Raw genomic sequence first — 20,619 nt, forward strand, 5'->3', positions numbered from 1 at the left:
GCCGGCGCCGCGTCGTGTCAGTATGTCCTGACAAAGGAGGTCGGATGAGGGTCGGACTCGCGGGAGCCGGACGGATCGGGGCGTTCCACGCCCGCACGCTGGCCGGGCTCGAGGGCGTGGAGGCGCTCGTCGTGGCGGACGCCGATGCGGCCCACGCGGCGCAGGTGGCCGCGACGCTCCCCGTCGCCGAGGCCGTCGGCATCGACGAGCTCGTCGGCTGCGGCCTCGACGCCCTCGTCGTCGCGACCTCCACCCCCGGGCACGCCCCGCTCGTGCGGGCCGGCGTCGAGGCGGGCGTCCCCGTCTTCGTCGAGAAGCCCCTCGCCGCCACCCTCGACGGCACGCTCGAGCTCGTGCGCCTCGTCGAGGGCGTCGACACCCCCGTGCACGTCGGCTTCCAGCGGCGCTTCGACACCGGCTACCGACGGGCGCGTGAGGCCGTCGCGTCCGGCGAGCTCGGCTTCGTCCACACCCTGCGGGCGACGACGTCCGACCGCCGCCCGCCGCACCCCGACTACGTGCCGACCTCGGGCGGCATCTTCCGCGACTGCGCGGTGCACGACGCCGACGCCGTCCGGTTCGTCACCGGCCGCGAGGTGCTCACCGTCCAGGCCGTCGGCGGCACGAAGGGCGAGCCGTTCTTCGCCGCCGCCGGCGACGTCGCCAGCGCCGCCGCGCTGCTCACGCTCGACGACGGCACCATCGCCGTGCTCACGACGACCCGCTACTCCGGCCAGGGCCACGACGTCCGGCTCGAGGTCGTCGGCTCGGAGGGCTCGGTGGCCGTCGGCCTCGACGACAGCCTCGCGCTGCGCTCGGTCGAGGACGGCGTGAGCTTCCCCGCCGGGCCGGTGCACGAGGCCTTCATGGACCGCTTCGAGCCGGCCTACCGCGCCGAGCTCGCCGCCTTCCTCGACGTCGCCCGCGGCGCGGCGCCGAGCCCCTGCACCGTCCGCGACGCGCTCGAGGCCTCACGCGTCGTCGAGGCCGCCACGCTCGCCCTCGCCGAGGGCCGCACCGTCGCCCTGTCGGAGATCCCCACCACCTGAAGGAACCGTCGATGACCACCGCACCCGTCGCCCAGCGCATCGCCGGCGCCCCCATCTCCTGGGGCGTCTGCGAGGTCCCCGGCTGGGGTCACCAGCTGACCCCGGACCTCGTCCTCGCCCAGATGCGCGAGGTCGGCCTCGCCGCCACCGAGTTCGGCCCCGACGGCTTCCTCCCCGACGCACCGGAGGCGAAGGCCCAGACGCTCGCGGCCGCCGGCCTGCGCGCGGTCGGGCAGTTCGTGCCGGTCGTCCTCCACGACACCGCGGTCGACCCCCTCCCCGCGGTCGAGGAGGCGATGACCGGCCTCGTCGCCGCGCAGGCCGGCGTCGTCGTCATCGCCGCGGCCACCGGCGCCGACGGCTACGACGAGCGCCCCGACCTCGACGACGACCAGTGGGCGACGCTCCTCGCCAACCTCGACCGGATCAGCGACGCCGCCGCCGCGCGCGGCCTCCTCGCCGCGCTCCACCCGCACGTCGGCACGATGGTCGAGAGCGGCACCGAGACCGAGCGCGTCCTCGCCGGCAGCCGGATCGCCCTCTGCCTCGACACCGGGCACCTCCTCATCGGGGGTGGCGACCCGGTGGCGGTCGCCGCGCAGCACCCCGACCGCATCGGGCACGTGCACCTCAAGGACGTGCGCCTCGACCTCGCCGACCGCGTGCGCGCGGGGGAGCTCTCGTACACCGACGCCGTGGGCGCCGGGATGTACGTGCCGCTCGGCGAGGGCGACGTCGACGTCGCCGCCATCATCGGCTCGCTCGAGGCGGCCGGCTACGACGGCTGGTACGTCCTCGAGCAGGACACCGTCCTCTCGGGTGACCCCGACGCCACCGGGGTCGACCCCGCCGCCGACGTCCGGGCCTCGGTCGCGCACGTCGTCGGGGTCGCCGACCGGCTCGGGGACCGCCCGTGAGCGCCCCCGACCTCGTCGCGATCGGGCGCACCGGGGTCGACGTCTACCCGCTCCAGCACGGGGTGGGCCTCGAGGACGTCGAGACCTTCCAGAAGTTCCTCGGCGGCAGCGCGACCAACGTCGCCGTCGCCGCCGCCCGGCACGGGCACTCGGCCCTGCTCGTCACCAAGGTCGCGGACGACGCGTTCGGCCGCTACGTGCGTCGCGAGGCCGAGCGGCTCGGCGTCGACCCGGCCGCCGTCGCCGTCCACGCGGGCGACGGGCCGCCGACGCCGGTCACCTTCTGCGAGGTGCACCCGCCGGACCACTTCCCGCTCTCGTTCTACCGCTGGCCGACCGCCCCCGACCTGCTCCTCACCGACGACGACCTGCCGCTGGACGCCGTGCGCGACGCCCGCGTCTTCTGGGCGACGGTGACCGGGCTCTCGCAGGAGCCCTCGCGCGGCGCGCACCACACCGCGTGGGCGGCGCGCGGCCGGGCCCGCCACACCGTCCTCGACCTCGACTGGCGGCCGATGTTCTGGGCCGACCCGGCCGAGGCGAGCACCGAGGTCGGCCGGGCGCTCGAGCACGTGACCGTCGCGGTCGGCAACCTCGAGGAGTGCGAGGTCGCCGTCGGCGAGACCGACCCCCACCGCGCCGCCGACGCCCTCCTCGAGCGCGGGCTCGAGCTCGCCGTCGTCAAGCAGGGGCCCCGCGGCGTCCTCGCCGCCACCCGCGGCGAGCGCGTCGAGGCCGCCCCCTTCCCCGTCGAGGTCGTCAACGGGCTCGGCGCCGGCGACGCGTTCGGGGGAGCGCTCGTCCACGGGCTGCTCGAGGGCTGGGACCTGGAGCGGACCGTCCGCTTCGCCAACGTCGCCGGCGCCATCGTCGCCGGCCGGCTCGAGTGCTCGACCGCGATGCCGACGAGCGACGAGGTCGAGGCCGCGCTCGCCGGGGCCGGGAGGTGACCGCCGTGACCACCCGCCGCGTCGGACCCGCCGACCTCGCCCGCCTCACCGAGGTGCGCGCCCGCGAGCCGCAGCAGGTGGCCCGGCTGTGGGACGAGCGCCGGCTGCGCCCGCTGCTGCCCGCCGACGGCCGCCTGCTCCTCGTCGCCGCCGACCACCCCGCCCGCGGTGCGCTGGGCGTCGGCGCGGACCCGATGGCGATGGCCAGCCGCACGGACCTGCTCGACCGGCTCGTCACCGCGCTGGAGCGACCCGGCGTCGACGGCGTGCTCGGCACCCCCGACATCCTCGAGGACCTCCTGCTGCTCGGGGCGCTCGACGGCATGGTCGTCATCGGCTCGATGAACCGCGGTGGGCTGCAGGGCGCCTCGTGGGAGCTCGACGACCGCTTCACCGCCTACACCGCCGAGGCCGTGCGCCGGCTCGGGCTCGACGGCGGCAAGATGCTCACCCGCATCGCGCTCGAGGACACCGGCTCGGTCCGCACCCTCGAGGCGTGCGCGCAGGCGGTCACCGACCTCGCCGACGCCGGGCTGCTCGCGATGGTCGAGCCCTTCTGGTCGGTGCGCGAGGACGGCCGCGTGCGCAACCTGCTCGACGCCGAGTCGATGGTGCGCGCCGTGCACGTCGCCTCCGGTCTCGGCGCCAGCAGCGCGCACACGTGGCTCAAGCTGCCGGTCGTCGACGACCTCGAGCGGGTCATGGACGCCACGACCCTGCCGACCCTGCTCCTCGGCGGCGACCCCGCCGGCGCGCCGGCCGAGACGTACGCGTCCTGGGGGCACGCCCTCGGGCTGCCGTCGGTCCGCGGGCTCGTCGTCGGGCGCGCGCTGCTCTACCCGCGCGAGGGCGACGTCGCCGCCGCGGTGGACGTGGCGGCCGACCTCGTCCACGGTGGAACGTCATGAGCACCGGTCGCGACAACGAGGCCTACGTCCGCCCGCTCGGCAGCGCCGTCGACGGTGACTTCGGGGTGGCCGTCACGCCGACGTCCTCCTCGCCGGTCCCGGGCTGGCGCCACACGACGCTGCGCGTCGCCACGCTCGACGGCGCTGCGGTCGAGCACGACGCCGGCGAGGAGGAGACGCTCGTCGTCCCCCTCGTCGGGTCCGTCCGGGTCGAGGTGACCGAGGCCGACGGCACGACGCACGCGGTCGACCTCGCGGGCCGCGCCTCGGTCTTCGACGGCCCCACCGACGTGGTCTACGCCGGCCGCGGCTCTCGCCTGCGGGTCACCGGCACGGCCGACGGGCCCTCCCGCGTCGCCCTCTGCGGCGCCCCGGCGACGAAGGCCGACGCCCCGAGGCCCTTCCGGCACCTGGCCGCCGCCGACGTCCCCGTCGAGCTGCGCGGCGCCGGCCGGGCCAGCCGCGAGGTGCGCAACATGGGCCTGCCCGACGTCCTCGACGCCGACTCCTTCCTCGTCTGCGAGGTCGTCACACCCGCCGGCAACTGGTCGAGCTGGCCGCCGCACAAGCACGACGTCGAGCGGCCCGGCGAGGAGACCGAGCTCGAGGAGGTCTACTACGTCGAGACCCGCTCGACCGACCCGCGCGGGACCGACCCCGTCGGCTACCTCCGGGTCTACGGCTCGAGCGACGAGCGGCCCCTCGACGTCGTCGCCGAGGTCCGCACCGGCGACGTCGTCCTCGTGCCCCACGGCTGGCACGGCCCGGCCATCGCCGCCCCCGACGCCGACCTCTACTACCTCAACGTCATGGCCGGCCCCGGCCCCGAGCGGGCCTGGCGCATCTGCGATGACCCCGCCCACGCCTGGGTGCGGGAGTCCTGGCCCGACGAGCCCTTCGACCCCCGACTTCCCCTGGGAGGCAGCCGATGACCGCGCCCGAGACCGTCCGCCTCACCGTCGCGCAGGCGGTGGTGCGCTTCCTCGCGCAGCAGTGGACCGAGCGCGACGGCGAGCGCCGGCGCCTCTTCGCCGGGTGCCTCGGCATCTTCGGCCACGGCAACGTCGCCGGCGTCGGGCAGGCCCTCCTCGAGGACGAGCTGCGCGCCGCCGAGGCCGGCGAGGAGCCCGGCCTGCGCTACGTCCTCGGTCGCAACGAGCAGGCGATGGTCCACACCGCCGTCGGCTACGCCAAGCACCGCGACCGGCTGACGACGTGGGCGGTCACCGCCTCGGTGGGCCCCGGCTCGACGAACATGCTGACCGGGGCCGCGCTCGCGACCATCAACCGCATCCCGGTGCTCCTGCTGCCCTCGGGCACCTTCGCCACGCGCGTCGCCGCCCCGGTGCTCCAGGAGCTCGAGCTGCCGTACGCCGCCGACGTCAGCGTCAACGACGCCTTCCGGCCGCTGTCGCGCTTCTACGACCAGGTCGACCGGCCCGAGCAGCTGCCCGCGGCGCTCCTCGGCGCCTGCCGCGTCCTCACCGACCCCGCCGAGACCGGCGCGGCGACCATCTCGCTGCCGCAGGACGTGCAGGCCGAGGCCTTCGACTGGCCGGTCGAGCTGTTCGCCGAGCGCGTCTGGCACGTGGCGCGGCCGCCGGCCGAGCCCTCGCGGGTCGCCGACGTCGCCGACGCGCTGCGGTCGGCGCAGCGGCCGCTCGTCGTCGCCGGCGGCGGCGTGCACTACTCCGGCGCCGAGGCCGCGCTCGCCGCCTTCGTCGAGGCCACCGGGGTGCCGGTGGCCGAGACGCAGGCGGGGAAGGGCGCTCTGCCGCACGGGCACCCGCAGCTCGTCGGGGCCGTCGGCTCCACCGGCACGACCGCGGCCAACGCGCTCGCGGCGCAGGCCGACCTCGTCATCGGCGTGGGCACCCGCTGGTCCGACTTCACGACCGCGTCGCGGACCGCGTTCGCGCGCAACGGGGTCCGGTTCGTCAGCCTCAACGTCGCCGCGTTCGACGCCGGCAAGCACAGCGGCATCCCGCTCGTCGCCGACGCGCGCTCGGGCCTCGAGGCGCTGACCGAGGCCGTCGCCGGCCACCGGGTCGACGACGCCTACGCCGACGAGGTCGCCGGGCTCTGGCGCGCCTGGGACGCGCAGGTCGACGCGACCTACGACCCGCCCGCCGAGGTCACCGACGCCCTGGCGCCCGGCCTGCTCACCCAGGGCCAGGTGCTCGGGGTCGTCAACGAGCACACCGACCCGCGCGACGTCATCCTCTGCGCGGCCGGCTCGATGCCCGGCGACCTGCACAAGCTGTGGCGGGTGCGCGACCGCAAGGGCTACCACGTCGAGTACGGCTACTCCTGCATGGGCTACGAGATCCCCGGCGCCCTCGGCGTCGCGCTCGCCGACGACACCCGCGACGTCGTCGCGATGGTCGGCGACGGCGGCTACCTCATGATGCCGACCGAGCTCGTCGTCGCCGTCCAGGAGCGGGTCAAGCTCGTCGTCGTGCTCGTCCAGAACCACGGCTTCCACTCGATCGGGTCGCTGTCGGAGGGTCTCGGCTCGCAGCGCTTCGGGACCTCGTACGAGTACCGGGGCGCCGACGGCCGGCTCGACGGCGGCCACCTGCCGGTCGACCTCGCCGCCAACGCCCGCAGCCTCGGCGCCCACGTCATCGAGGTGCACTCGCGCGACGAGCTCGTCGCCGCCCTGACACAGGCCAAGGCGGCTCCGCGCGACGGCGGCCCGGTCGTCATCCACGTCGAGACCGACCCGCGCGTCCACGCCCCGTCGAGCGAGTCGTGGTGGGACGTCCCCGTCGCGCAGGTCTCGTCGCTCGCGTCCACCCAGGGCGCGTCCACCGCGTACCGCCAGGCCAAGGCCGCGCAGCGCCACCACCTCGCCCCGACCCTCCCGAAGGAGACCGCCCGATGAGCCCGTCCACCGTCCGCGTCGGGGTGCTCGGCGTCGGCCTCATGGGCACCGACCACGCCGAGCGCCTCGCGGCCCGCGTCGCCGGCGCCACGCTGGCCGCCGTCGCCGACCCCGACCACGCGCGGGCCCGCGAGTCCGCCGACCGCCTCGGGGTGCGCGCGCACGAGGACCCGCTCGACCTGGTGGCCGACGACGCCGTCGACGCCGTCGTCGTCGCCTCGCCCGGCTTCGTCCACGAGGAGCAGGTCCTCGCCTGCCTCGCGGCCGGCAAGCCGGTGCTCTGCGAGAAGCCGCTGACGATGGACGACGCGTCCTCGCTGCGGCTCGTCGAGGCCGAGGCGGCGCTCGGGCGGCGCCTCGTCACCGTCGGGTTCATGCGGCGCTTCGACCCCGAGTACGCCCAGGTGCGCTCGCTCCTGGCGGCCGGCGACCGCGGGCGGCTGCTCGTCCTTCACAACGTCCACCGCAACCGGTCGGTCCCCAACGCCGACTTCCGCTCCGAGATGATCGTGCGCGACAGCCTCGTCCACGAGGTCGACTCCTCGCGCTTCCTCTTCGACGACGAGATCGTCGAGGTCACGGTCCTCGCGCCGGCCCCGACGTCGCACGCCGCACAGGGCGTCCTCGACCCGCAGGTCGCCCTGTTCCGGATGGCCGGCGGCGGCCTCGTCACCAACGAGGTGTTCGTCAACAGCCAGGTCGGCTACGAGGTGCGCTTCGAGGCGGTGGCCGAGCGCGGCTCGCTCACCGCGGGGCTGCACTCGACCGCGCTGCTCGGCACGAGCGCGGCCGGGGGCGAGGGGGCGTGGGGCGGTGTCGTCCCGGCCGACTACCGGACCCGGTTCGCCCGCGCCTACGACCTCGAGGTCCAGGCCTGGGTCGACGGCATCCGTTCGGGCACCGGCGCGGTCGGCGCCTCGGCGTGGGACGGCTACGCCGCGACCGCCGTCAGCACCGCCGGGATGGCCTCGCTCGCGTCCGGTGCGCCGGTCGCCGTCACGCTGGCCGAGCGGCCGGCGCTCTACGCCTCGGCTGCTGATCCCGTCGCCGTTCCGTGACGCGGGCGCGGACTCCACATCCGCGGCCGCACCTGACACACTGAATCCACCACTGACACGGACAAGGACCGATACCCGTGAGCTCGACCCCCACCCGCATCACCCACCTCGTCGCCGGCACCCCGTGGGAGGGCACCGCCGAGCGCACGAGCCCCGTCTACAACCCGGCCACCGGGGCGCAGACCGGCGTCCTCGACCTCGCCTCGGCGCAGGTCGTCGGTGACGTCGTCGGCCGCGCGAAGCAGGCCTGGCTCGACGAGTGGCGCGACGCCTCGCTCGCCAAGCGCACGCAGGTCCTGTTCAAGTTCCGCCAGCTGCTCGACGAGCGCAAGGAGGACATCGCCGCGCTCATCACCGCCGAGCACGGCAAGGTCCTCTCCGACGCGGTCGGCGAGGTGACCCGCGGCCTCGAGGTCGCCGAGTTCGCCTGCGGCATCCCGCACCTCATGAAGGGCGGCTTCACCGAGAACGCCTCGACGAAGGTCGACGTCTACTCCATCCGGCAGAGCCTCGGCGTCGTCGCCGTCATCAGCCCGTTCAACTTCCCGGCGATGGTGCCGCTGTGGTTCGTGCCCGTCGCCATCGCCTGCGGCAACGCGGTCGTCATCAAGCCCTCCGAGAAGGACCCGTCGGCGGTCAACGCCGTCGCGGCCCTCTGGAAGGAGGCCGGCCTGCCCGACGGCGTGCTCAACGTCGTCCACGGCGACAAGGAGGCCGTCGACGCGCTGCTGACCCACCCGGACGTGCGCGCCGTCTCGTTCGTCGGCTCGACCCCGATCGCGAAGTACGTCTACGAGACCGGGACCGCGCACGGCAAGCGCGTCCAGGCCCTCGGCGGCGCGAAGAACCACATGGTCGTCCTGCCCGACGCCGACCTCGACCTCGCCGCCGACGCCGCCGTCAACGCGGGCTTCGGCTCGGCCGGCGAGCGCTGCATGGCCATCTCGGCCCTCGTCGCGCTCGAGCCGATCGCCGACGAGCTCGTCGGGAAGATCAAGGACCGGATGGGCAAGCTCGTCACCGGCGACGGCACGCGCGGCTGCGACATGGGCCCGCTCGTGACCAAGCAGCACCGCGACAAGGTGGCCTCCTACCTCGACGCCGGCGTCGAGGCGGGCGCGACGCTCGTCGTCGACGGGCGCGAGGGCGACGTCGACGCCGACGGCGACGGGTTCTTCCTGCGCCCCACGCTCTTCGACGACGTGACCCCCGAGATGTCGGTCTACACCGACGAGATCTTCGGACCGGTGCTCTCGGTCGTGCGCGCGAAGAGCTACGACGAGGCCATCGAGCTGATCAACGCCAACCAGTACGGCAACGGCACGGCGATCTTCACCAACGACGGCGGCGCGGCTCGGCGCTTCCAGCACGAGGTCGAGGTCGGGATGATCGGCATCAACGTGCCGATCCCCGTGCCGATGGCGTACTACTCCTTCGGCGGGTGGAAGAGCAGCCTCTTCGGCGACACCCACGCCCACGGCATGGAGGGCGTGCACTTCTTCACCCGCGGCAAGGTCGTCACCTCGCGCTGGCTCGACCCGAGCCACGGCGGCATCGAGCTCGGCTTCCCCCAGAACGTCTGACGGCGCGGCTGCCGGGGCGCCGAGACCCCGGTTCGTCCACGAGACCCCGGCTCCGAGCCGGGGTCTCGTGGACATTTCGGGGTGACCCCGAAATGTTGAGGCGCGAGGGGGTGTGGGGTGGCTGGGGCGCGTGGGGCGTGGGTGCATCGTTGTCACTTCGTGACGCCCTCGGGGCCGCTGCCGTGTGGCCCGATCGCGACGGCTGCTCCATCATGAGGGACGGCGCGTGACCTCTGCGCGCGTCACCGGGGACGAGGACGGACGACACATGAGCACGCGCAGGACCCTGCTGCTGACCGCCGCCGTGGCGGTCCCGCTGGCGCTGGGGGGCGCCGGCACCGCCTACGCCGCGCACTACCAGGACCGCGCGCTCCCCGGCAGCACCGTCGCGGGCGTCGACGTCACCGGGATGACCCGCGCCGAGCTGACCGCCGCCGTCCGGCAGCGGGCCGAGGCCCTGCGCGTCACCGTCGACGCCGACGGCACCACCCGGTCCGTCGACCCGGCCGACGTCGGCTACCGGGTCGACGTCGACGCCACCGTCGATGCGGTGCTCGCCGCCGACCACCGCACCTGGTCCTCCTACGCGCGCTCGCTCGTGTCGCACCACGACGTCGCCGCCGTCGTGACGACCGACGACGCGGCCGTGCAGCGCGCCGTCGCCGGGCTCGTCGGCGAGGCCGGCGAGAAGGGGCGCGACGCGCAGGTGCGCCTCGCGTCGAGCAAGAAGTCCTTCACCGTCGTCCCCGCGGTCCCCGGCCGCACCGTCGACCCGGCCAGCTTCCAGGACGTCCTCGAGCGTGCCGCCCGCGCGATGGAGCCCGCGACCGCCCACGTCGACCTCGTCGAGCGCACCCCGGCCGTGACGACGGCCGAGGCCGAGAAGGCCGCGACCGCGGCGAACGCCGTCGTGCGCACGCCGGTGAGCATCAGCGACGGGTCCGAGAAGCACGCGGCCTCCGCAGCGCGCAAGGCGTCGTGGGTCACCGTCCCCACCACCTCCGACGGCATCGGCGCACCCGAAGTCGACGCCGCGAAGGTCCGGGCCTGGGTCGACTCGGTCGCCGCCGACGCCGAGCGCTCGCCGACGACCGGCCTGCGGTACGTCGACGCCGACGGCGCGGTCCGCCGGGTCGTCACCGAGGCGGTCGACGGCCGGACCGCCAAGGACACCGGCGCGCTCGCCGAGAAGGTCCTCGCGGCGCTGGGCGCCCACGAGAAGTACGCCGGCAAGCTCGGGTACACGACCGTCCCCGCCACGTGGGAGCAGCGCACCGTCGCTCCCGGCGCGGAGCACCTGGCTTACCCGGCCGCGGTCGGCGAGAAGTGGATCGACGTCAACCTGAGCCGCCACACGATGACCGCCTACGTCGGCGCGAAGGTCGTCTACGGGCCGGTGTCGATGGTCAACGGCGCGAGCGCGACGCCGACCGTCGTCGGCACCTTCCAGGTGTACCTGAAGAACCCGCTGATGACGATGCGGGGCGCCAACGCCGACGGCACCGACTACGAGACGCCCGACGTCCCGTGGACCTCGTTCTTCCACCGCGGCTACGCGCTGCACGGTGCGCCGTGGCGCGACTCCTTCGGGTACGCCGCGTCGCACGGCTGCATCAACCTGCCGGTGCCGGTCGCCAAGTGGGTCTACGACTTCGCCACCGTCGGCACGACCGTCACCACCCACTTCTGACCGGACCCGACCGGACCCGACCGGACCCGACCGGCCGGCGCCCCGGCCCGCCCGCGTCAGAGCAGCAGCGCGGCGGCCGCCACCGCCGAGGCCACGAGCACGGCCACGTCGAAGGTGCGCTGGCCGATGCGCCGCACCGTCGCGTAGCCGAGCAGCCCGCCGACGAGCACGAGCGGCGCGAGGAGCGCGGCGCGGCCGACGTCGGCCGGGTGCAGCAGCCCGAGCCCGACCGAGAACGGCACCTTGACGAGGTTGACGATGAGGAAGAACCAGGCGTTGGTCCCGACGAAGCGCCGCTTGTCGATGCCCGAGGCCGACAGGTAGAGCGTCATGACGGCCCCCGCCGCATTGGCCGTCATCGTCGCGAAGCCGACCCCCGTCCCCGCGGCCCAGGCGACCGGGCGCCGCTCGTGGACGTCGCTGCCACCGCCGTCGCTGCGCCGCTTGACCCACAGCTGGAGCAGCACGAGCACGAGGAGGATGGCGCCGATGCTGCGGCGCAGCGTCGTGTCGTCGACGACGCCGAGGAACAGCGACCCGAGCACCAGGCCGGGCAGAACGGCCGGCAGGAGCCGGCGGATGAGCGACCAGTCGGCGTCGCGGCGGTAGTGCGCGACCGCGACGAGGTCGCCGACGACGAGCACCGCGAGGATGGCGCCCGTCGACTGCCGGGCCGGCAGCACGGTGGCGAAGATCGCGACGGCGACGACGGCCAGGCCGCCGAGCGCGGTCTTGGAGTAGCCGATGACGACCGCGGCGAGGGCCATGAGCCCGGCCGCGACCACGCCACCACCGAGCAGGTCCACCGCCCGGACGCTACCGGGCGCGGCGGCGCCGGGGTCAGCGCGTGCCGAAGTCCTGCGTCCAGTAGATGTAGTAGTCGCCGCCGCCCTGCGAGACACCCACGCCCACGGCCTTGTTGGCGCAGTTGAGGATGTTCTTGCGGTGGCCGGCGCTGTTCATCCACGCGGTGACGACGGCCTTGGGCGTGCGCTGGCCGGCGGCGATGTTCTCGGCGGAGCCGTACGCGTAGTCCTGCGCCCGGATGCGGTCCCAGGGGCTGCGGCCGTCCTTCGAGGTGTGGCTGAAGTAGTTCTTCGTGCGCATGTCGGTGCTGTGCAGGACCGCGGCGTTGCGCAGCGCGGTGCTCGTGCGCAGCGGGGCGCAGCCGACCTTGGCGCGCTGGGCGTTGACGAGCGTGATGACCTCGGTCTGCATCTGGGCGGCCGTGGCGGCGCTCGCGGGCTCGGCGGCGACGACGGCGGCCGGGGTGAGCAGCGCGGTGCAGGCGAGCGCGCGCACGAGGCGGGTACGGGTGGGGCTGGTGCTCATGGTGCTTCCTCGGGGTGGTCGCGCCGGTGGCGCGGTCGGGCCCGCAGGCCGCGCCGGGCAGGGGACGGCGCCCGGCCACCATGCCATGCGCGGGCGGTCGCCCGCGCGACGGACGGGTGAGGGGTCGGCCGACCGGCCGACCCCTCACCCTCGCTGCGACGCCCCGCTCAGCGGCGGGTCTTCCGGCGGCGCTGCGCCTTCTTCAGCTCGAGACGGATGATGTCGCGACGGCGGCGACCCTCGACCTTGTTCGGCAGCGAGAGCTCGACGACCTTCCAGTACACCGACGCCGCCTGCTTCCAGAGGCTGCCGGTGACGTAGGGCAGGTCGTGGCGCTGCATGAGGTCGCGGATCTGCGGGGCGATCTCGGCGTACCGGTTGCTCGGCATGTCCGGGAAGAGGTGGTGCTCGATCTGGTGGCTGAGGTTGCCGGTCATCACGTGCATCGCCTTGGTGCCCGAGATGTTGCCGGAGCCGAGCATCTGGCGCAGGTACCACTCGCCACGGGTCTCGCCGTCGATCGAGGTCTTCTCGAAGGTGGAGATGCCGGGCGGGAAGTGGCCGCAGATGATGACCGTGTTGGTCCACACGTTGCGCACGAGGTTGGCGACGACGTTCGCGGTGAGCGTCGTGCGGGCCGAGCCCGTGACGGCCGAGAGCGCGGGGTGGACGAGGTAGTCCTTCGTCGCCTGGCGGCGGATCTTCGCGAGCACCTCGTCGCGGTTCTTGCGGAACTCGGCCTTGTCCTCCTCGCTGAGGCGGTGCTTCTTCGCGAGGTAGCCGCCGAGCTCGAGGTCGTAGGCGGCGATGGAGTACTCGAAGAGCAGCGCGTTGCCCACGTGCCAGATCGGCTGGAAGAGGTAGAAGAGGCTCCACTTCTGGTCCTCGTCGACCCGCAGGATGCCGTAGCCGAGGTCGTTGTCGCGGCCGAGCACGTTGGTGAAGGTGTGGTGGATCTCGTTGTGGCTGTGCTTCCACTGGCTGGCCGGCGAGGCGTTGTCCCACTCCCACGCCGTCGAGTGGATCTTCGGGTCACGCATCCAGTCCCACTGGCCGTGCATGACGTTGTGGCCGATCTCCATGTTCTCGAGGATCTTGGCGACCGAGAGGCCGGCCGTGCCGATCCACCAGGCCGGGCGGAAGCCCTTGACCTTGACGCCGCTGAAGAGCAGCGCGGCGCGAGAGCCCATCTCGAGGTAGCGCTGGACCTTGATGACCTTGCGGATGTAGGCCGCGTCGCGCTCGCCGCGGGAGTCCATGACCTCCTTGCGCAGGGCGTCGAGCTCGTGGCCGATGCCCTCGATCTGCTCGGGGGTCAGGTGCGCGGCCGGGTTGGGGCGGCCGGACTTCTTGAGGGCGGGGCGCTGGGGGCGCGGGGCGTCGGACGCGACGCGCAGGCGCGGGTTGATGCCGTGCGGCTTGCTCGAGCCGTGGGCGGGGGTGCGCTCGGGGGCGAGGGTCATGGGGTGGTCCTTCCGTGGAGGGGTCGGGACGGCGGTCGGGTGGTCAGAGGTCGAGCTCGCAGGAGCCGGCGACGGCGTTGACGCACGTCTGGACCGGCAGCGGCTCGTCGGACTCGTGGACGGTGACCTCGCCGGTGCGCAGGTCACGGATCGCGCCGGAGCGCATCGGCACGACGCAGCCGAAGCAGATGCCCATCCGGCAGCCGCTCGGCATGAGGACGCCGGCGTCCTCGCCGGCGTCGAGGATGGCCGTGGCGCCGTCGGCCTCGACGATGCGGCTGCTGCGGGCGAAGGTGACGGTGCCGCCCTCGCCGGGCTCGACGACGCTCGGGCGGAAGCGCTCGACGTGGAGGCGCTCGGGGACCCCGGCGTCCGCCCAGTGCTTCTCGGCGGCGTCGAGCAGCGCGGTCGGGCCGCACAGCCAGGTCTCGCGCTCACGCCAGTCCGGGACGAGGGTGTCGAGGCGGGCGAGGTCGAGGACGCCGTGGACGTCGTCGAGGTTGAGGCTGAGGGCGAGCCGACCGGCGGCGTGGTGCCCGGCGAGCTCGCGGTGGAAGATCACGTCGCGCTCGGAGGGGGCGCAGTGGACGTGCGCGACGTCGGCGAGCTCGCCGAGGTGGTTGCGCAGCATCCCCATGACCGGCGTGATGCCGCTGCCGGCGGTGAGGAAGAGGACCTTGGCCGGCGCCGGCGTCGGGAGGGTGAAGTCACCGGTCGCCTGGTCGAGCATCACGAGGGTGCCCGGGGTGGCGTGGCGCACGAGGTGGGTGCTGACCCTGCCCTCCGGGATCGCCTTGGTCGTGATGGCGACGCACCCGGCGGGGATGCCGGCCGCGGCGGTGCCGTCGGCGCGGTGGGTCAGGCTGTAGGCGCGCCAGTGGCGGACGCCGTCGATGTCGACGCCGATCCGGATGTACTGGCCGGGCACGTGCCCGCGCCAGCCGCGGCCCGGGCGGATGACGACCGTCGCGGCGTCGTCGGTCTCGGGACGGACCTCGACGATGCGCCCGCGCAGGTCGGCGCCGGCCCGCATCGGGTCGAGGAGGTCGAGGTAGTCGGCGGGGACGAGCGGGGTGGCGAGGGCCTCGGCGACCCGGCGGGCGCCGCGGGCGAGGCCGCCCAGGGGTCCGTCGGTGTGCGCCCCGAGGCGCGGCCGCATGGCCCCGCGGGGGGTCGCTCGGTCGGTGGTGGTGCTCACGTACGCCAGCGTAACCTACGCATCCGTAAGTTACGGCATCGTAGGGTCGCTTCTCAGGAAGCGATCAGCCACGCCCCGATCCGCACTGATTGCGAGTTCCGCCGCTCGACACGCCCGTCAGCGGCGCGTCGAGCGGCGGAACTCGCAAGAAGTCGGGATGGACGGCGCGACATCGGGTCGAGGTGAAACAGGACCTTCTCGTGGTGGGGTGTCACGTCGACCGGATGCGCGCGACCCCCGCCGGCCGGGGGCCGACGGGGGTCGTCGTGGTGTCTGTCGTCGTGGTGCCTGCCGCAGTGCCGCGGGTCAGTGGTCGCCGGCCATGAGGCGGCCGATCTCCGTCCGGTCCGCGTCCTTCGCGTCCATCTCGGCGACGACCGCGCCGCCGTGGACGACGGCGATCCGGTCCGAGAGCGAGAGGATCTCGTCGAGCTCGGCCGAGACGAGGAGGACCGCGGCGCCCGCGTCCCGGGCCTCGACGATCCGCCGGTGGATGAACTCGATCGACCCGACGTCGACGCCACGGGTGGGCTGGGCCGCCATGAGCAGCGTGGGCTCGAAGGACATCTCGCGGGCGACGACGACCTTCTGCTTGTTGCCGCCCGAGAGCGACCCCGCGCTCTGCCCGACGCCGCTGGAGCGGATGTCGAACTCCTCGCGCAGCCGCTCGGCGTTCTCGCGGACGGCGTCGAACTGGCGCACGCCGCCCTTGGCGTACGGCGTCTGGTCGAACTCGTTGAGGACGAGGTTGTCGGCGATCGAGTACGACCCGACGATGCCGTGCTTCTCGCGGTCCTCCGGGACGTGGCCGATGCCGGCGTGGTGGGTCTGGTGCGGGTTCGCCCTCGTGAGGTCGAGGGAGCCCAAGGCCATCCGGCCGGAGTCGACCTTGCGCATCCCGGCGAGGGCCTCGACGAGCTCGCGCTGGCCGTTGCCCTCGACACCGGCGACGCCGACGATCTCACCGGCGCGCACGGTCAGGCTGAAGCCGTTGACCGCCCCGAGCCCGCGGTCGTCGCGGACGTGGAGGTCCTCGACCTCGAGCACGGTCTCGCCGGGCGTGGCCGCCGCCTTGTCGATGGACAGGACGACCTCGCGGCCGACCATCATCGTCGCGAGCCCGCGGGCGTCGGTGTCCCTGGTCGCGACCTCGCCGACGACCTGGCCCTGGCGCAGGACGTAGACGCGGTCGGCGACGGCGAGCACCTCGCGCAGCTTGTGCGTGATGAAGACGATGGAGGTGCCGGAGTCGGCGAGCTCCTTCATGACGCCGAGCAGCTCGTCGGTCTCCTGCGGCGTGAGCACCGCGGTCGGCTCGTCGAGGATGAGCAGGTCGACCTTGCGCGAGAGCGCCTTGAGGATCTCGACGCGCTGCTGGGTGCCGACCGGCAGGTCCTCGACCGCGGCGTCGGGGTCGACGGCGAGGCCGTGGCGCTGCGAGAGCTCGCGGACCATCCGCCGCGCCGCCTCGAGGTCGAGCACGCCGCCGCCGCGGGTGGTCTCGTGTCCGAGGACCATGTTCTCGGCCACCGTCATGACCGGCACGAGCTGGAAGTGCTGGTGCACCATCCCGATCCCGCGCGCGATGGCGTCCTTCGGGTCCTTGATCGGCGTCGTGTCGCCCTTGACCGCGACCGTGCCGGTGTCGGGCGTGATGAGGCCGAAGATCTGGTTGACGAGGGTCGACTTGCCGGCGCCGTTCTCGCCGAGGAGCGCGACGATCTCGCCGCGCCGGACGCTGAGGCTGATGTCGCGGTTCGCGCGGACCGACCCGAAGGACTTCGAGAGCCCCTCGATGTCGAGCAGCACCTCGCCGACGTTGCCCTCGCCGAAGCCGGACTGCTCCGGCGGCAGGTCGAGGATCGCCTCGTTCGTGACGTGGGCAGCCAGGTGCTCGCGCGAGGTGTCGTGCCCGACCGGCCGCGGGGTGCCCTCGGTGGGCGTGGGGTCGCTCATCACTGGTCCTTCTTGACGTAGGGCTGGCCGGCCGCCGCCGGCCCGCGGACCCGGCCCGCGGCCAGCGCCAGGACGACGAGCGTCGCGACGTAGGGGAGGGTGCCGAGGATCTGCGGCGCGGTGATCGCGCCGAGGATGCCGTGGAAGAACCCGGTGCCCTCGCCCTGACCGAGCCCGGACTGCTGGAGCTGGCTGGCGATCGCGTTGACGAAGCCGAAGAACAGGGCCATGACGAAGGCCCGCAGCGGCCGCCACGCGCCCATGATCATGATCGCGAGGGCGAGGAAGCCGCGCCCGGCGGTGATGCCGCGCTCGAACGAGCTCGAGGCGTCCATCGACAGGTAGACCCCGGCGAGGCCGGCGAGCGAGCCGGCGAGCGTCACGTTGATGATCCGCAGCCGCTCGACGTTGATGCCGGCGGTGTCGGCGGCCGACGGGTACTCGCCGACCGCGCGGGTGCGCAGGCCCCAGCGGGTGTGGAACAGCGAGAGGTGCACGAGCACCGCGGCGGCGATGGCGACGAGCGCGATGGCGCTGCGGCCGCTGAAGAACGTCTCTCCGATGAGCGGGATGCTGCCGAGCACCGGGACGTCGACGTTGGGGATGACGCCCGGCAGGGTCTGGCCCGACTTGAGGTAGAAGGACGTGATGCCGGTGGCGATGATGTTGAGGACGACACCGGCGATGATCTGGTCCATCCGCCAGCGGACGGTCGTCCACGCGAGGAAGCCGCCCGCGATGAGGCCGGTGCCGATGCCCGCGAGGACGCCGACGATCATCGAGCCGCTGTAGGCGGCCCCGAAGAAGCCGGCGAACGCGGCGAGGAGCATCTGCCCCTCGATGCCGATGTTGACGACGCCGGAGCGCTCGCCGATGACGCCGACGAGCGCGGCGAGGACGAGCGGGATCGCGTAGCCCCACGCGGCGCCGAACATCGACGGCGCGATGTCGTTCTTCGCGTAGTAGAAGACGTACGAGGCGACGAGGACGGCGGCCGCGATGGCCAGCGTCGTGCGGTTCCTCTGCACCCAGGCCATGCTCAGCTCCCCCAGCTCGTCGAGGCGACGCTCACCTTGGCGGCGCGGCTGCGGAAGAGCCACTTGCCGAGGACGGGGATCGACACCATGAGGAGGATGACGGCGAGGAGGACGTCGACGATCTCGGGCGTGATGCCGCTCGGGAGGTCGGGCGTCTGGGTCGCGAACTGCAGGCCGGCGGCGCCGGTGCGCAGGATGCCGACGAGGAACGCGGCCGGGATCGTCGCGAGCGGGTTGGCCCGGGCGAGCAGCGCGATGGTGATGCCGTCGAAGCCGAGCGTGCCGACGATGGCCGGCTCGAACCGGAAGAGCGTGCCCTCCGCCTCGAGGGCGCCGCCGAGCCCGGCGAGGCCGGCGCCGAGCGCGAGCGAGAGGACGGTGATGGCCGGGATCGAGATGCCCGCGTAGCCGGCCGCGCTCTTGTTCGCGCCGACGGTGTTGAGCTTGAAGCCCAGGGTGGTGCGCGTGAGCATCCACCAGCACGCGACGGCGAGGACGACGGCGACGAGGAACCCGACCGGGACGCCGCCCACGGCGCCGATCTGGCTGGACTCGGGGATCGCCTCGGTCTGCGGGATGCCGCTGGTCTTCGAGGACTCCGCCTGCAGCGGGCCGACGACGAGCCAGAAGGTGACGCCCGCGACGATGTAGTTGAGCATGATCGTCGAGATGACCTCGTGCACCCCGCGCCAGGCCTTGAGGACGCCGACGAGGACCCCGACGAGCGCGCCCGCCACGAGCCCGGCGAGCATGCCGAGGAGCGCGCCGAGCCAGCCCGCCCCGCCCGCGGCGTAGGCGACCCACGCGCCCGCGATGGCGCCGGTGGCGAACTGTCCCTGGCCGCCGATGTTGAACAGCCCCACCCGCAGCGGCAGGACGACCGCGAGCCCCGTGAGGACGAGCGGCGCCGTCTTCTGGAGCGTGCGCGTGTACGCGTCGTTCTGGAAGGCCTCCTTGAACAGCGTCGTGTACGCGTACCAGGGGTCCACGCCCTGGTAGCGGATGAGCGCCGCGCCCACGAGGAGCGAGATGAGGAGGGCGACGACGATGACGACGCCGCTCTGGTGGCTGACGAGGAACGCGAGAGCCCCGCCCCGGTCGCGCTGCTGCGGATCCTCGGCGGGCGGCGGCGGAGTCTTCTCCGCCGTGCGGGTGTCGGACATGGGTCTCCAATGACTCGGGGTGCCCACAGTGTGGCCCGAGGGCCCGGTGGGCGGAAGTGCGGGGGTGCCCGACGCGCGGGCGTGCTCTGGGCAGGTTCTGCCGAGGGCGGGGCGGCCGAGGGCGGGGCGGCGCCGACGGCGACCGACGTGCCGAGGGGGCGGGCATCCGGTCGGGATGCCCGCCCCCTCGGGCGGGTGGTCAGCGGCGCTGACCGGTGACCGCGTCGGTCAGAGGGTGACGCCGGTCTTCAGCGTGCCGGCCTCCATCTGCTTGACGATGTCGGCGACCTTGGTCTTGACGTCCTCGGGGATCGTGGCGTCGAAGTCGTGGAACGACGACAGGCCCGCCTGGCCGAGGGTCTGGATGCCGGAGAACTCGCCGTCCTTGGCCGTCTTGATGGTGTCGGTGACACCCTTCGAGATGAGCTTCTCGGCCGAGGTGATGAGGCACGGCTGCGCGGCGGGGACGGTGTCCCACTGGTCGGTGTCGACACCGATGCAGAACTTGTCGGTGCCCGCACCGGAGGCCTTCGCGACCTCCTGGAGCGCGCCGTTGCCGGTGTTGCCGCCGGCGCCGAAGATGATGTCCGCGTTCTGCGCGAGCATCTTGCGCGCCTCGCCGCCGCCCCACACCGGGTCGTTGAACGCGTTGTCGCCGGCGGGGTGGTAGACGGTGGTGACCGAGACCGACGGGTTGGCGGCCTTGGCGCCCGCCTCGAAGCCCTTGGCGTACTTCTGGACCGGCGGGATCTCGAGGCCGAGGACCTGGCCGAGCTTGTTGGTCTTGGTCATCAGGCCCGCGAGGTAGCCCGCGCCGTAGCCGGCCTGGTCCTCGGGGAAGATCAGACCGGTGAGGTTCTTCTCGGTCGTGCCCTCGGGGTAGCCCTGGTCGACACCGATGAACTTGGTGTCGGGGGAGGCCTTGGCCGCGGCGACCGTGGCGTCGGTCATGAGGAAGCCGACCGTGACGACGACGTCGTACTTCTTGTTCGTGAACTGGGCCATGTTGGCCGCGTAGTCCTTGGCGTCCTGCGTCTCGATGTACTTGTAGAAGCCGTTGGTCTCGGCCTGAGCGGCCTTCGCGCCCTCGTGCGCCGACTGGTTGAACGACTTGTCGTCGACCTTGCCGGTGTCGGTGACCAGGCCGATGCAGAACACGTCGGCGCTCGCGCAGTTCGAGTCGTCGGTCGGGGCGCCGGCCGCGGCCGAGCCGGAGGCCGAGCTGCCGGACCCGGAGGTGCCGGTGCTGCCGCCACAGCCCGCGAGGGCCAGGGCGAGCGCCGCGGGGACCGCGACGAGGTAACGCGAAGACTTCATGGAGGATCTCCTCGAGAGGGCTGTACAGACGAGCAGATGCTACGGCCAGAAACGCCTCTCGCCGCACGCCGCCGGGCTTCGTTGCGGGGTCGTTACCAGAGGTCCCCGTCC

Annotated in this window: 17 protein-coding genes; 9 read left to right on the forward strand and 8 right to left on the reverse strand. The window is 73.5% G+C overall.

Features of this window, described 5'->3' with window-relative positions; all coding sequences use genetic code 11:
• Positions 1 to 44 precede the first annotated feature (44 nt).
• The 9 genes from IG69_RS0100200 (at position 45) to IG69_RS0100240 (ending at position 11,042) form a co-directional block, all read left to right on the forward strand.
• Positions 45 to 1,049: a Gfo/Idh/MocA family protein gene (locus IG69_RS0100200; RefSeq protein ID WP_030526171.1), complete on the forward strand. Its 1,005-nt coding sequence runs from the start codon at positions 45 to 47 to the stop codon at positions 1,047 to 1,049.
• A gap of 11 nt (positions 1,050 to 1,060) precedes the next feature.
• A complete protein-coding gene (locus tag IG69_RS0100205; RefSeq protein WP_036828592.1) occupies positions 1,061 to 1,966 on the forward strand; it encodes a TIM barrel protein in 906 nt (301 codons plus the stop codon).
• Positions 1,963 to 2,916: a 5-dehydro-2-deoxygluconokinase gene (gene iolC / locus IG69_RS0100210; protein ID WP_030526173.1), complete on the forward strand. Its 954-nt coding sequence runs from the start codon at positions 1,963 to 1,965 to the stop codon at positions 2,914 to 2,916. Before IG69_RS0100205 ends, iolC begins: the two co-directional genes overlap by 4 nt.
• A gap of 5 nt (positions 2,917 to 2,921) precedes the next feature.
• Positions 2,922 to 3,824, forward strand: coding sequence for a Cgl0159 family (beta/alpha)8-fold protein (locus IG69_RS0100215; RefSeq protein WP_030526174.1), 903 nt, complete (start codon positions 2,922 to 2,924; stop codon positions 3,822 to 3,824).
• Positions 3,821 to 4,756: a 5-deoxy-glucuronate isomerase gene (gene iolB, locus IG69_RS0100220; protein ID WP_030526175.1), complete on the forward strand. Its 936-nt coding sequence runs from the start codon at positions 3,821 to 3,823 to the stop codon at positions 4,754 to 4,756. Before IG69_RS0100215 ends, iolB begins: the two co-directional genes overlap by 4 nt.
• Positions 4,753 to 6,711, forward strand: a complete 1,959-nt coding sequence (gene iolD, locus IG69_RS0100225; RefSeq protein ID WP_030526176.1) for a 3D-(3,5/4)-trihydroxycyclohexane-1,2-dione acylhydrolase (decyclizing) — start codon at positions 4,753 to 4,755, stop codon at positions 6,709 to 6,711. The genes iolB and iolD overlap by 4 nt, the downstream gene beginning before the upstream one ends.
• Positions 6,708 to 7,769: a Gfo/Idh/MocA family protein gene (locus IG69_RS0100230; protein ID WP_030526177.1), complete on the forward strand. Its 1,062-nt coding sequence runs from the start codon at positions 6,708 to 6,710 to the stop codon at positions 7,767 to 7,769. The genes iolD and IG69_RS0100230 overlap by 4 nt, the downstream gene beginning before the upstream one ends.
• A 77-nt stretch (positions 7,770 to 7,846) precedes the next feature.
• Positions 7,847 to 9,352, forward strand: a complete 1,506-nt coding sequence (locus IG69_RS0100235) for a CoA-acylating methylmalonate-semialdehyde dehydrogenase (RefSeq protein WP_030526178.1) — start codon at positions 7,847 to 7,849, stop codon at positions 9,350 to 9,352.
• A 268-nt stretch (positions 9,353 to 9,620) separates the two neighbouring features.
• A complete protein-coding gene (locus IG69_RS0100240) occupies positions 9,621 to 11,042 on the forward strand; it encodes a L,D-transpeptidase family protein (RefSeq protein ID WP_030526179.1) in 1,422 nt (473 codons plus the stop codon).
• A 56-nt stretch (positions 11,043 to 11,098) separates the two neighbouring features.
• Here the strand turns inward: IG69_RS0100240 and IG69_RS0100245 are convergent, their stop codons facing one another.
• From IG69_RS0100245 to IG69_RS0100280, 8 genes are all read right to left on the reverse strand, one after another.
• Positions 11,099 to 11,848, reverse strand: a complete 750-nt coding sequence (locus IG69_RS0100245) for a sulfite exporter TauE/SafE family protein (protein WP_245616040.1) — start codon at positions 11,846 to 11,848, stop codon at positions 11,099 to 11,101.
• A 34-nt stretch (positions 11,849 to 11,882) separates the two neighbouring features.
• Complete coding sequence (locus IG69_RS0100250) at positions 11,883 to 12,374, reverse strand: CAP domain-containing protein (RefSeq protein WP_084696490.1); 492 nt, start codon at positions 12,372 to 12,374, stop codon at positions 11,883 to 11,885.
• Between the two features lie 167 nt (positions 12,375 to 12,541).
• Positions 12,542 to 13,837 carry a fatty acid desaturase family protein gene (locus tag IG69_RS0100255; RefSeq protein ID WP_030526182.1) on the reverse strand — a complete coding sequence of 432 codons (1,296 nt, stop codon included), beginning with the start codon at positions 13,835 to 13,837 and terminating at the stop codon, positions 12,542 to 12,544.
• Positions 13,838 to 13,880: 43 nt separating this feature from the next.
• Positions 13,881 to 15,035, reverse strand: coding sequence for a ferredoxin reductase (locus IG69_RS0100260; protein WP_245616041.1), 1,155 nt, complete (start codon positions 15,033 to 15,035; stop codon positions 13,881 to 13,883).
• A gap of 306 nt (positions 15,036 to 15,341) precedes the next feature.
• The gene (locus tag IG69_RS0100265; RefSeq protein ID WP_084696491.1) at positions 15,342 to 16,991 is read right to left on the reverse strand and encodes an ABC transporter ATP-binding protein; all 1,650 of its coding nucleotides are present in this window, start codon (positions 16,989 to 16,991) and stop codon (positions 15,342 to 15,344) included.
• Positions 16,991 to 18,028, reverse strand: a complete 1,038-nt coding sequence (locus IG69_RS0100270) for an ABC transporter permease (RefSeq protein ID WP_030526185.1) — start codon at positions 18,026 to 18,028, stop codon at positions 16,991 to 16,993. The genes IG69_RS0100265 and IG69_RS0100270 overlap by 1 nt, the downstream gene beginning before the upstream one ends.
• 2 nt (positions 18,029 to 18,030) lie before the next feature.
• On the reverse strand, positions 18,031 to 19,191 hold the full coding sequence (locus tag IG69_RS0100275; RefSeq protein WP_051749954.1) for an ABC transporter permease: 1,161 nt from the start codon (positions 19,189 to 19,191) through the stop codon (positions 18,031 to 18,033).
• Positions 19,192 to 19,419: 228 nt separating this feature from the next.
• Entirely contained in the window at positions 19,420 to 20,508 is a 1,089-nt protein-coding gene (locus IG69_RS0100280) for a BMP family ABC transporter substrate-binding protein (protein ID WP_030526187.1), read from the reverse strand.
• Positions 20,509 to 20,619: the final 111 nt, after the last annotated feature.

The sequence above is a fragment of the Phycicoccus jejuensis genome, assembly GCF_000720925.1.
GTDB lineage: Bacteria > Actinomycetota > Actinomycetes > Actinomycetales > Dermatophilaceae > Phycicoccus > Phycicoccus jejuensis.